This is a genomic window from Cellulomonas uda (genome assembly GCF_006538705.1).
Taxonomy (GTDB): domain Bacteria; phylum Actinomycetota; class Actinomycetes; order Actinomycetales; family Cellulomonadaceae; genus Cellulomonas; species Cellulomonas uda.
Genome location: NZ_BJLP01000071.1, coordinates 1 through 12772, shown reverse-complemented (window position 1 = coordinate 12772; position 12772 = coordinate 1). Strand labels below are relative to the sequence as shown.

7 protein-coding genes are annotated in these 12772 nt (G+C 71.8%); 2 read left to right on the top strand and 5 right to left on the bottom strand.

From position 1 onward, the window contains the following. Nucleotides 1–257: 257 nt before the first annotated feature. Nucleotides 258–2447: a 1,4-alpha-glucan branching protein GlgB gene (glgB, locus tag CUD01_RS15430; RefSeq protein WP_141322384.1), complete on the top strand. Its 2190-nt coding sequence runs from the start codon at nucleotides 258–260 to the stop codon at nucleotides 2445–2447. 105 nt (nucleotides 2448–2552) lie between these two features. On the opposite strand, the gene CUD01_RS17280 is transcribed toward glgB, so the two are convergent. The 5 genes from CUD01_RS17280 to CUD01_RS15405 form a co-directional block, all read right to left on the bottom strand. Next, on the bottom strand, nucleotides 2553–5603 hold the full coding sequence (locus CUD01_RS17280; protein WP_141322382.1) for a glycosyl hydrolase 53 family protein: 3051 nt from the start codon (nucleotides 5601–5603) through the stop codon (nucleotides 2553–2555). A gap of 90 nt (nucleotides 5604–5693) precedes the next feature. Continuing rightward, nucleotides 5694–6602 carry a sugar ABC transporter permease gene (locus CUD01_RS15420; RefSeq protein ID WP_141322380.1) on the bottom strand — a complete coding sequence of 303 codons (909 nt, stop codon included), beginning with the start codon at nucleotides 6600–6602 and terminating at the stop codon, nucleotides 5694–5696. Beyond that, nucleotides 6602–8236, bottom strand: a complete 1635-nt coding sequence (locus CUD01_RS15415) for an ABC transporter permease subunit (protein ID WP_141322378.1) — start codon at nucleotides 8234–8236, stop codon at nucleotides 6602–6604. The genes CUD01_RS15420 and CUD01_RS15415 overlap by 1 nt, the downstream gene beginning before the upstream one ends. Before the next feature lie 85 nt (nucleotides 8237–8321). Then, nucleotides 8322–9584 (bottom strand): sugar ABC transporter substrate-binding protein, encoded by a 1263-nt coding sequence (locus CUD01_RS15410; protein WP_141322376.1) that lies wholly within the window; start codon nucleotides 9582–9584, stop codon nucleotides 8322–8324. Nucleotides 9585–9683: 99 nt separating this feature from the next. Next, on the bottom strand, nucleotides 9684–11729 hold the full coding sequence (locus CUD01_RS15405) for a beta-galactosidase (RefSeq protein WP_141322375.1): 2046 nt from the start codon (nucleotides 11727–11729) through the stop codon (nucleotides 9684–9686). 454 nt (nucleotides 11730–12183) lie between these two features. Between CUD01_RS15405 and CUD01_RS17170 the strand changes: the two genes are divergently transcribed. Next, nucleotides 12184–12687 (top strand): GNAT family N-acetyltransferase, encoded by a 504-nt coding sequence (locus CUD01_RS17170; protein WP_244937802.1) that lies wholly within the window; start codon nucleotides 12184–12186, stop codon nucleotides 12685–12687. Nucleotides 12688–12772 lie beyond the last annotated feature (85 nt).

Sequence of the window (12772 nt, the reverse complement as noted above, 5' to 3'; positions counted from 1 at the left end):
CGCGCACCCGCCGCTGTCGGCGATGAGCCTCGACGTGCACGCGATGGGCGGGCAGGTCGCGGACTGCGTGCTCGACGTGCTGGCGGACGGCCCGGTGCGCTCCTACACGGCGCCGCTGCCCCGCCTCGTCTCACGCGGCAGCACGGCCCCCGCATCGCGCTGACCCGGGCGGGTCCCGCGGTCAGGAGCAGGGCGTCCGGGCAGGTCACGCGGCGGGTACACCTGCGGACCGGCGGAAGGGGTGGTTGGCTAGGCGTATGAGCGCGACCGCCCCCACCCCGGTCCCCGCCGAGCCCGACACGCTGCACGCGGTCGCCAACGGCACCTGGTACGACCCGCACGGCGTGCTCGGCCCGCACCCGGGCGACGGCGGCGTCACGATCCGCACGCTGCGCCCCCTGGCCGACGCGGTCGTCGTCATCACCCCGGACACGCGGGTCCCCGCGCGCCACGAGCAGGACGGTGTGTGGGTCGCGGTCCTGCCCGGTGAGGACGTCCCCGACTACCGCGTCGAGGTCACGTACGGCGACACGACGACGCTGCTCGACGACCCCTACCGCTTCCTGCCGACGGTCCAGGAGCTCGACCGGCACCTCATCCGCGAGGGCCGCCACGAGGAGCTGTGGGAGGTCCTCGGCGCCCACGTGCGCACCTACCCCGGCACGCTGGGCGAGGTGCACGGCACGTCGTTCGCGGTGTGGGCGCCCAACGCGCGCGCGGTGCGCGTGGTCGGCGACTTCAACTACTGGCAGGGCGCGACGCACGCCATGCGGTCGCTCGGCGAGTCCGGCGTCTGGGAGCTGTTCGTCCCCGGCGTCACCGCGGGAGCGCGCTACAAGTACGAGATCCTCACGCCGGACGGGTCCTGGCGGCAGAAGGCCGACCCGATGGCGCAGGGCACCGAGGTCCCGCCCGCGACCGCGTCCGTGGTCGTCGAGTCCGCGTACACGTGGGGCGACGACGAGTGGATGACGCGCCGCTCGCAGAGCGACCCGCACTCGGGCCCGCTCGCGGTGTACGAGGTGCACCTCGGCTCGTGGCGCGCGGGGCTGTCCTACCGCGAGCTCGCGCACCAGCTCACCGAGTACGTGCTGGAGACGGGCTTCACGCACGTGGAGCTGCTGCCCGTCGCCGAGCACCCGTACGCGCCCTCGTGGGGGTACCAGGTCACCGGTTACTACGCCGCCACGTCACGGTTCGGCCACCCCGACGACCTGCGCTACCTCATCGACACGCTGCACCGCGCGGGCATCGGCGTGATCGTCGACTGGGTCCCCGGCCACTTCCCCAAGGACGAGTGGGCCCTCGCGCGGTTCGACGGCACGCCGCTGTACGAGCACCCGGACCCGCTGCTCGGCGAGCACCCCGACTGGGGGACGTACATCTTCAACTACGGCCGCAACGAGGTGCGCAACTTCCTCGTGGCGAACGCCGTGTTCTGGCTGACCGAGTTCCACGTGGACGCGCTGCGCGTCGACGCGGTCGCTTCGATGCTGTACCTCGACTACTCGCGCCAGCCGGGCCAGTGGCGCCCCAACCGGCACGGCGGCCGCGAGAACCTCGAGGCGATCGCGTTCCTGCAGGAGACGAACGCGACGGCGTACCGCCGTGCACCCGGCGCCATGATGATCGCCGAGGAGTCCACCGCGTGGCCCGGCGTGACGGCCCCCACCGACCACAACGGCCTCGGGTTCGGCCTGAAGTGGAACATGGGCTGGATGAACGACACGCTGCGCTACCTCGCCGAGGAGCCGGTGCACCGCCGCTACCACCACGGCGAGATCACGTTCTCGCTGGTGTACGCGTTCTCCGAGCAGTACGTCCTGCCCATCTCGCACGACGAGGTCGTGCACGGCAAGGGCTCGGTGTACGGGCGCATGCCCGGCGACCACTGGCAGAAGTGCGCGGGTGTGCGCTCGTTGTACGCGTACCAGTGGACGCACCCCGGCAAGCAGCTGCTGTTCATGGGCCAGGAGTTCGCGCAGGCCGACGAGTGGACCGAGGCGCACTCGCTCGACTGGTGGTCGCTGGAGGACCCGCTGCGCGCGGGCGTGCACCGCATGGTCAAGGACCTCAACGCGCTGTACCGGGCGACGCCCGCGCTGTGGCAGCTGGACCACACGCCCGACGGGTTCGAGTGGATCGACTCCGACGACGCGGACCACAACGTGCTCGCGTACATCCGCAAGGGCCACGAGGGCACCCCTCCGGTCGTCGTGGTGGTCAACTTCTCGGGGGTGCCGCACGAGCGCTACCGGCTGGCCCTGCCCGCGGGCGGCACGTGGCGCGAGGTGTTCAACACCGACGCGCACGAGTACGGCGGCTCGGGCGTCGGGAACCTCGGCGCGGTGGACGCACTGCCGGACCCGCACCACGGCCGCCCGTACTCCGCGCTCGTGAGCCTGCCGCCGTACGGCGCGATCGTCCTGCAGCCCGGCGAGCGCTGACCGGGCGGTACCGAGCACCCTGGGGGCCGCTCGCGGCGGGCCTGCGGGGACGACGAGGGGCGGTGACCCTGCGGTCACCGCCCCTCGTCGTGCGTCACCCGTGCGTCATCGGACGCGGACGGTCACCTTGGCCGAGGCCGCGGTGATCCTGTCCGTGCCCGCGTAGCGCGCCTCGATCAGGTACGAGCCCGCGGCCCGGCCCGCGAGCGACACCTTGACGGCGCCCGAGCCGTCCGACGGCAGGCCCACGACCCGCGACCTCCCGCCGATCGTCACACGCACCGTGCCGGTGGGCTTGACGCCCGCCGACGTGACCTTGACGGTCAGCACCACCGGGGCGCCCGGCCGCACCGTGCTGCTCGCGAGCGAGAGCGACACCGTCGGCGTCACCTTCGTGACCTTGAGCGTGCCCGCGGAGACCGTCCGCGGCCCGACGTTCGCGTCGCCCAGGTACTGGACCTTGACGGCGTGGGACCCGACCGCCAGGCGCGGGGCGGTGACCGACGCCTTTCCCTTGCTCGCGGCCGTGAGGGTCACGCTCTTGCTGTAGCTGCCGATGGAGACCCGGACCTGCCCGGTGGCCGTGGTCGTGCCGGCGTCGACGACGACGTCGACCGTCGGCTGCTGGCCCGCGGTGATCGTCTTCGCCCGCAGCGTCCCGGTGACCACCGGGGTGATCCTGACGACCTTGAGCGAGCCCACGGACGCCGTCCCGGGCACCACGCGCACGTCGCCGCCGTACTCCACCGTCACGGGGTGGGTCCCGACCGGGAGCTCGGGGAGCACCAGGGTGATCGCGCCGTCGTTCCCGGGGCGCAAGGTCCCCGTGACCGTGCTCCCGCCGACCGTGACCGTGACGTCACCCGTGGGACGCGCGGTCGTGCCGGCCGCGACGCGCACGGCGACCTCGCCGCGCGTACCCACCGGGACCGACGCCGGCAGGAGCGTCGCCGTGATCGTCGGCTGCGCGTCCGGCGAGACGACGAGCGCGGCGACCGCGTCACGGACCAGCGCTGCGGCGGCCTCGACGTCGTCCTGAGGAGCGAGGTCGCCGCCCGCGAGGACGACCCGCCCGATCTCGACCGCACGGTCGAGCGCCGCGACCGTCGCCGGCGTCCAGCGGCCGCGCAGCACGTCGCCCGCCTCGTCGAGCGCCGCGACCAGCTCGGTCGTGTCGGACGGCTCGACCTTCTCCGTCAGGGAGAACGCGTCGAGCCACGCCCACGCGCCGGCCTGCAGGTCCCACCGCGCGCCGACCGTGACGGTGCCGGACGCGCCGACCTCGACCTCGACCGACGGGGTGTTCCACACCTTCCACCCGTCGAGCGCGAACGGCGCGGACACCGTGCCCTCGGCGGTGGTCGCGACCAGCTCGAACGTGTCGTCGGTGGCCTCACCGTCGCCCTGCGTCGTCGCGGACAGCACGTACGTCCCCGGCGTCAGGCCGGTGACCTGCTGCGTGACCGACCCCGTGTGGTCGCGCGAGGACCACAGGTTCACGCCGTAGAAGCCGTCGTACGGGTCGCCGGAGTCCTTCCACTCGACCTTGACGTCGGTGCCGGAGTCCGTGAGCGTCCACTCGGGCCAGCCCCACGTCTCGAAGCTCGGGTTCGCCACGTGGTTCACGCCGGACGAGACCGCCAGGACCACGACGGACGCGGTCGCGGCGTCGCCGTCGGCGGTCACGCCGGAGACCGTGTAGCGGCCCGGGACGGTGATCCAGTCCACGGAGTCGCTCCACGTGACCGCGACGTCCGCGCTGTCGCCGTCGTTGTAGTGCACGCGCACCGTACCCGGGAGCTCGACGTCCTCCCCCTGGTCGACGGTGACCGACGCGGGCTCGACCGACGACGCCGCGCGCGGCGCGGTCGCGCCGGTGCGCACGTAGTCGAACACGCCGAGCGACGGGAGCGGCACGCCGTCGACGTCGAACAGCGCCTGGTTGTCCACCGCGGACCCGCCGTACCACTGCGCCGCGTCGTCCTCGTACTCGCCCGCGAAGCTCGTCGCCCAGCCCGAGCCGTGCGCCTCCCACAGCGACGCGTTGTCCTGGGTCGGGGTCCCGACGGGCAGCCACGCGGGCTCCCAGTAGTAGACGCCGATGCCGGCGTCACCGACCGCGTGCACCGCCGCGACCACGTCGCGGAACGCGGTCGCCTGGCCCTGCGGGCTGAACGGGTAGCGCGGGTTCGTGTCGTTCTGCCCGCGGCGCACCGTGTTCGCGTGCCCGTCGCCGTCCTCGAGCGTGTACGCCCACGACGTCTCCGCGACCATGACCTGCTTGTCGTGCTCCGTCGCGATCCCGGACAGCACGTCCGTGAGGTTCGTGAGCGAGCCGTGCCAGAACGGGTAGTACGACGACGCGAAGACGTCGTAGTCCACGTCGTGCTCCGCGAGCTCGTCAGCGATCCACGCGTACGAGCCGGCCTTCTCCGGGTTGGTGAAGTGCAGCGCGACGAGCGCGTCGGGGAACACCTCGCGCACCGCGCGGCTGCCCGCGTCGAACAGCTGCGCGACCTGGCCCCAGTCCCAGTCGGCGTCCGCGACCCACACGCCGGACATGCCGTTGGTGGTCTCGTTGCCGACCTGCACCATGCGCACGTCGACACCCGCCGCCTCGAACCGGCGCAGGCTGTCGGCGGTGAAGTCCTCGACCGCGTCGGCCTTCTGCTCGACGGTGAAGCCGTCCCACGCCTTCGGAGCGGACTGCTTGCCGGGGTCCGCCCAGAAGTCCGAGTAGTGGAAGTCGACTAGCACACCCATGCCCGCGGCGGTCGCCCGCTCGCCGATCTCCACCGCGCGCTCCACGTCGACGGTGCCTCCGCCGTAGCCGTGGCCCTGCGCGTCGTACGGGTCGTTCCAGACGCGCACGCGCACGTCGGTCACGCCCGCCGCGGCGAGCGTGGCGAACAGGTCCGCGGGCCGCCCCGCGGCGTCGCGGAACACCACGCCGCTCTCCTCGAGCGACAGCACCGACGAGACGTCGACGCCGGTCACGAAGTCGGCGGGCAGGCCGGCGACGGGCTCGACGACGACGCCGGCCGCGACCGGTCCCTCGTCGGCGGACGCCGCGAGCGGCGGGGACAGGACCAGGAGCGAGCCGGCCGCCGCGAACGCGGCCCACCGGCGTGATCGTGCAGTCAGCGGTGCAGACACGAGTGGTGTCCCTTCGTCGGTCGTTCGGTAGGACCGGTCCCGCCGCCCGCACGTCAGGGGGCGTGCGGCGGACGGCGGGACCGGAGCGTGTCAGCCCTTCACGGAGCCGGCGGTCAGGCCGCCGACGATGTACTTCTGCAGGAAGAGGAAGAGCATGAGGACGGGGAGCGCCGCCAGCACGGCGCCCGCCGCGAACAGGCCCCAGTTGGCGTTGAGCTGGTCCGAGACCCACCCGTACATCCCGACCGCGAGCGTCCAGTTGCTCTCGGACGTGAGGATGACCCGCGCGAGGATGAACTCGCCGAACGTCGAGATGAACGACAGCAGCCCGACGACCGCGAGGATCGGCGTCACGAGGCGCAGGATGATCGTCCAGTAGATCTGCGAGTGCGAGGCGCCGTCGATCTTCGCGGCCTCGTCGAGCTCGCGCGGCACGCTGTTGAAGAAGCCGTACATGAGCAGCGTGTTCGACCCGAGCGCGCCGCCCAGGTACACCGCGATGAGCGCGAGCTTGCTGTTGAGGCCGAGCACCGGGATGACCTCCCCGAGCGACAGCAGCAGCAGGAAGATCGCGACGAACGCGAGCATCTGCGGGAACATCTGGATGATGAGCAGGGTGGTCAGGCCCGTGCGCCGGCCCGAGAAGCGGAACCGCGAGAACGCGTACGCGGCCGCGGCCCCCATGAGGACCGACCCGATCGCCGTGGCCGTCGCGACGACGAGGCTGTTGCCGGCCCACTGCCAGAACCGCGTGGCGTCGAGCGCCTGATAGTTCTCTGCGGAGACCGAACGGAACAGGCTCGTCGAGCCCGTGAGCGTGCCCCCCGCGGCGAGCGACGCGGACAGCACGTACACGAGCGGGAACGCGGCGTACACGACGACGACCGCCGCGACGACGTACTTCCAGCTCACCTCGGCGAACCAGCGGCGGCGCCGGCCGCGCACCCGCGCCCGCGCGTTGCGCGCCATGACGGAGCCCGGGGCGTGCGTGGTTCTCATCAGTTGACCTCCTCGAGCTGGCGCGTGCGTCGGAACATCAGCGCCGAGATCACACCGATCACGACGAAGATGATGAGCGACAGGGCGCTCGCGAGGCCGTAGTCGGCCCGTCCGCCCGAGACCCCGGAGATCTGGTAGACCATCGAGATCAGGATGTCGGTGTGCCCGAGCGTCGCGGACGTGTCGGTGAACCTCGGCCCACCGCCCGTGAGCATGTAGATCAGCGTGAAGTTGTTGAAGTTGAACGCGAACGACGCGATCAGCAGCGGTGCGGTCGAGACCAGCAGCAGGGGCAGCGTGATCGACCGGAACGTGCGCCAGGGGCCCGCGCCGTCGATCCGCGCGGCCTCCTGCACGTCGTCGGGCAGCGACTGCAGCGCACCCGTGCAGACCAGGAACCAGTACGGGTAGCTCAACCACAGGTTCACCATGACCAGCGAGATCTTGGCGAGCGTCGGGTCGTCGAGCCACTCGATGCGCGCACCGAAGAAGAACAGCTGGTTGACGATGCCGTAGTCGGGGTTCGCGTTGAGCATCCCGCGCCACAGGAGCGCGGACAGGAACGCGGGGAACGCGTACGGGAGGATGAACAGCGTGCGCAGCACGGCCCTCCCGCGCACCCTCGGGTCGTTGTAGAGCAGCGCGAGCACGAGGCCGAAGAAGAAGCTGACGACCACGCTCGCGAGCGCGAACACGAACGTCCACAGGACGATCTTGACCAGCGGTCCGGAGTACGTGTCGTCGGTGAACGCCGTGCCGAAGTTCTCCAGCCCGACGAACACCTTCCAGCCGACCGGGAGCGCGGTGCCGTCGTCGGCCACGAACCGTCCCTCGTCGGTCGCGCGGTAGACGACGCCCGTCTCGGTGTTCGTCATGGTCTGCGCGGTCGCGTCGTACGTCAGGACCGAGCGGTACACCGCGCCGATCGTCGCGTCGCCCGTCCGGATCGAGCCGTCCTGCGCCTCGTCCGTGAGCGGGACCCGCAGCGCGAGCACCTCGTCGGCGAGCACGGCGTCGGACAGGACCTGGCCCTTGGGCACGACCTCCCAGCCGGGGACGGCGGTGACCACGGAGTCGACGACCGTCGCGTCGGCCGCGAGCTCGAGCGGCTGGTCGGCGGCGCCGACCTTGGCGGCCCCGCCCTGCACGACCGCGAATCCCAGAGCGTCGCCCTGCCGGACGATCGTCAGCGGGAAGCTCGGCGAGTCGGGGACCTTCTTCTCGTTCTGGCTGAGCAGCGCGTCGACGGCCTGCTCCTGGCTCACGTTGTGGCCGGTGCCGTAGTTCGTGAGCGCCACGTAGCCGGTGTAGCCGATGGTGAACAGCTGGAACACGGCCAGGAACGTCAGGCCCGGGAACAGGTACTTCAGCGGCACGTGGCGCCGCGTGAAGTAGATCCAGTCCGCGAGCACGAGCAGGACCACCATCGCGCCGAGCAGGACCCAGGCGCCGTTCACGAAGGCGGACCAGACCGCCGCGAGTCCGAGCGCGTTGATGACGGCCATGAGGCCGAGCTTCGCGAGGAACCCGACGCCGAGGCCGTTCCAGGAACGGGCGTGGGACTCGCGGGCACGCCGCGGTGGCGGCGGGCTGTCGCCGGCGACGGCGGCGGCGAACGACTGCTGGGTCGACATGTCTCCTCCGGAGGCGGGTCGGGTGCGGGGACGGGAGGGTCGGCGGCGCGGGCTACGCCTGCGGCCGCGCCGCCGACCCGGTCCGTCAGCCGAGCTTCGCCTCGAGGTCGGCCAGCATCTTCGTCCACGCCGCCTCGGGCTCCGCGGAACCCGAGATGATCGAGGACTCGGCCGCGTTCCAGAACTCCCACACGTCACCCATCTCCGGGATCGACGGCATGGGTGCGCCCTGCTTCGCCGAGGCGAGGAAGCCCGCGACGATCGGGTCGGACGCGACCTGCTCCGCGACCGACGTCATCGCCGGCAGACGCGGGTCGGCGTCGTACAGCGCCTTGATGACGTCCGGCGTGGCGACGTAGTTCACGAGGAAGTCGTTCGCGATGAGCTTGCTGTCGCTCTGCGACGAGAGGTAGAACCCCTGGACCCCGACGAACGGGGCGGCGGGCTTCCCGCCGGCCGACGGGATCGGGTCCACGGCGACGTCGACGCCCGCACCGGTGAACGTCGCGATGGCCCAGGGGCCGGCGATCGTGTACGGCGCGTTGCCGTCGGCGAACTCCTGGTTCGCCACGTCGTACGTCCAGTCGGTGCTGAAGTGGCCCTCGCCCTTCATGCCGTTCTCGCCGAGGAACTTCGCGAACGCGAGGCCCGCGTCGCCGCCCATGCCGATCTCGTTGGTGTACGAGCCGTCCGCGTTCTGCTGGAACACGGGAGCGCCGAACGAGGTCTGCAGACCGTAGTACGTGTAGGCGTCACCCGTGGTGCCGTTGGTGTTGATGACGAACGGGTACTTGGTCTTCGCCTCCTTGCCCTTGGCGATGAGCTCGTCCCAGGTCGCGGGCGTCGAGTCGACGAGCGCGGTGTTGCGCACGACCGCGATCGACTCGAGCGCGTACGGCAGGCCGTACATCTGCCCGTCGTACGTGAACGCCTGCGTCGCGACGCTCTCGAACTGGGACGCCTTCTCGCCCAGGTCGACGGGCTCGGCGACGCCGTTGACGATGAACGAGCCCAACCAGTCGTGCGCGCCGATCGTGATGTCCGGGCCCTCGCCGGTGGGGACCTGGGCGAGGAAGTCGGCGCGGATGTCCTCGAAGTTCTTCACGACGAGCTCGACGTCGACGTCGGGGTTCGTCTCGTTGTAGATGTCCACCGCGGCCTGGACGGCCGGCTTGCGGTTCTCGTCGACCCAGATGGTCAGCGAGCCGGTCGCACCCGCGGGGGCCGCGCTCGTCTCGGGGGCGGCCGGGGCCGTCGTCGCGGCCGGGGTGTCACCGCCGCTGCTGCAGGCGGCCAGCATCGTCACGGCTGCCAGCACGGCCGCCGAGCGGAACAGGGTCTTGCGCATGAGGGTCCTTCCGGTAGGTGCCACAGCGCTGTCCCTGGGTGACGCGACGCTGCGACGAGGTGAACCGAACTGCAACGGACGCGCGTGGCGTCCGGGGCTCTACGGTTGGCCATCACCTCCGAGCTGCGGGGTCGTCGTGCGCAGCACGGCGACCGAGCCGGCGGGGATCACGACCGTCCCGGTCACCGTCGTGGCGCCGAGAAGCTCCTGGCCCGCACCGAGGTCGACCTTGACCTCGTCGGCGGTGTGGTTGATCGCGACGACGAAGTCCTCGCCGTCGCCGTGCCGGGTGACCACCTCGACGTCGAGGGGCAGCCCCGAGGGCTCCAAGCCCGCGTCGGTGTACACCGCAGCGAGCACCGGTGCGAGCTCGTCGATGCCGAGCCGGGTCGAGACGTACCAACCCTGCCCGGCCCCGTGTGCGTGCCGGGTGATCGCCGGGCCACCCGCGGCGGGTCCGTCGACGTACGTCCCGACGACCTGCGCGCCGTGCAGCACGAGGTCGTCCTGCCACACGTCGGCGGTCAGCGTCACGGGTTCGCCGCCCTCGGGCGCCCAGCGGACGGTCGCGCTGTCGCCCGCGCGCAGCGGCAGGAACTCCTCGACCTCCACGCCGAGCGCGTCGCGCAGCGGGGCGAGGTACCCGCCCGCGTGCACGGCGTCGTGCTCGTCGACGACCGCCGAGAAGAACGACACGAGCAGCGTCCCGCCATCCTCGACGTACCGCGTGAGGTTGTCGGCGTCCGCCTGCCGCAACAGGTAGGACGCGGGGGCGACGACGAGGCGGTAGCCGGACAGGTCCTGCGACGGGTGGACGAAGTCGACGGTGACGCCGTCGCGCCACAGCCGCTCGTAGTAGGCGCGCACCCGTTCCTTGTGCCGCACGTCCACCGACGGGCGCCACTCGAGGTCCTGCGCCCAGAACGACTCCGCGTCCCACAGGATCGCGGCCTGCGCCCGCACCCGCGCACCGCGCACCGGTGCCAGCGCGCGCAGGTGCCCGCCCAGCTCGACGACCTCGCGCCACACCCGCGACGACGTGCCGACGTGCGGCAGCATCGCCGAGTGGAACTTCTCCGCACCCGAGCGCGAGGCCCGCCACTGGAAGAACAGGATCCCGTCGGCGCCGCGCGCGAGGTGCGCCAGCGAGTTGCGGGCCATCTCCCCCGCCCGCTTGGCGACGTTGCGCGGCTGCCAGTTCACGGCCGACGTCGAGTGCTCCATGAGGATCCACGGCGCACCGCCCGCGACCGAACGCGTCAGGTCGGCGGCGAGCGCCAGGCCCACGTGGTTCCGCTCGTCGGCCGCGGTGAGGTAGTGGTCGTTCGAGACGACGTCGACCTCGCGGGCCCACGCGAACAGGTCGGTCGTCGGGCACTCGTTCGCCATGAAGTTCGTGGTGATCGGCTGCGTCGCGTGGGCCCGGATCGCGTCGCGCTCCGCGATGTAGCACGCGCGCAGCTGGTGGTCGCAGAACCGCGCGAAGTCGAGCTTCTGCGCCGGGTTGCCGACCGTCGGCGTCGGGTGCGGGGGCGAGACGTGCGCCCAGTCCGTGTAGTGCTGTCCCCAGAACGCCGTGCCCCATGCCGCGTTGAGCGCGTCGAGCGACTCGTACCGCGCACGCAGCCACTCGCGGAACGCGACGACCGCGTTCTGCGAGAAGTCCTCGCCGACCGGCGCGCCGTACTCGTTGTGCACGTGCCACATCACGACCGCCGGGTGGTGCGCGTAGCGTGCCGCGAGCCGCGACGCGATGCGCACCGCCGCAGCGCGGTACTCGGGCGAGCTCGGCGAGGCCATCCCGCGCGACCCGAAGCCGAGGACCGTCCCGTCCTTCGCCACCACGCGCGCCTGCGGGTAGGTGGCGAAGAACCACGCGGGCGGCGACGCGGTCGGGGTCCCGAGGTCGACCGCGATGCCGTGCGCGTGCAGCAGGTCGAGCACCTCGTCGAGCCACGAGAAGTCGAACTCCCCCTCCGCGACCTCGATGAGTCCCCAGGAGAAGATCCCGACGCTCACCAGGTTGACGCCCGCCTCGCGCATGAGGGCCACGTCCTCCTGCCACACCTCACGCGGCCACTGCTCGGGGTTGTAGTCGCCGCCGAACGAGATCGCGCCACCAGTGGGCCAGCTCGCAAAGGTCATGACACTCCGTCGTATCGCCCCGGCACATCCCTGTGCACGGTCACCGCCTGTGAACGTGCACATACTAAGCACGACGGGCCTGAGAACTGGAAGCCCCCGGCCCGTCCTGTCACCTCATCGTTACCCACCTGTGATCGTGCACAGCCCCAAACCACGCAAACCCTCCAACCCATCCGCTGCCCGCCTGGCGCCGGCCACCCCGCCGACCCCGCCGCACCGCCCCGTCTGGCCCCCGCCGCACCGGCCCGTCTGGCCCCCACCGTGGAAGTCGCGGGCCTCTCGGGAAGTCGTGCAGTCGTACCCACGAGTTCCCGACAGACGCACGACCTCACAAGGGACGCACGAACCCTTGGCGGCTGCGCGTTCCGGCGGGGATGGGCATCGGACCGACTGCGCGCAGCCGACCACACCGCACCGGCGCCACGACACCCCGCGCGAACGGCAGCATGGAGCTGTGAGCACCGAGACCGGCGAGCCCTTCGTCATCCGCGCCGCCACGTCCAGCGACTCGGCCGGGTGCGCGTACGTCCACCACACATCGTGGGTCGAGACGTACTCCGCGCTGCTGCCCGCGGCCCACTGGGAGTCCGACACCCTCGCGCGGCGGGAGGACGCGTGGCGGCGCTGGCTCGACGACGGCGCGGTGGTCACCGTCGCCGAGGCGCACGGACGGGTCGTCGGCTTCGCGATCGCCGGGGCGGGGAGGCAGGTCGGCGACCATCAGCCGGTGCGCGACCGCGAGCTTTACTCGCTGTACGTCCTCGGGGCACGCCACGGGACGGGCATCGGCCAGGCGCTGCTCGAGACCGTGCTGGCCCCGACCACGCCGGCGCAGCTCTGGGTCGCCGAGAGCAACCCGCGCGCGCGCCGGTTCTACGAGCGCAACGGCTTCGTCGCGGACGGCGCCCGCTTCGTCGACGAGAGCGTGCACCTCGCCGAAGTGCGCCACGTGCGCTGAGCCGCACACCAGCGACCACCGCACACCCCGTTCCGAGCCGGCCCAGCCGGCCGGAACGCAGCGGGGCCCGGGAACGAATATGCCC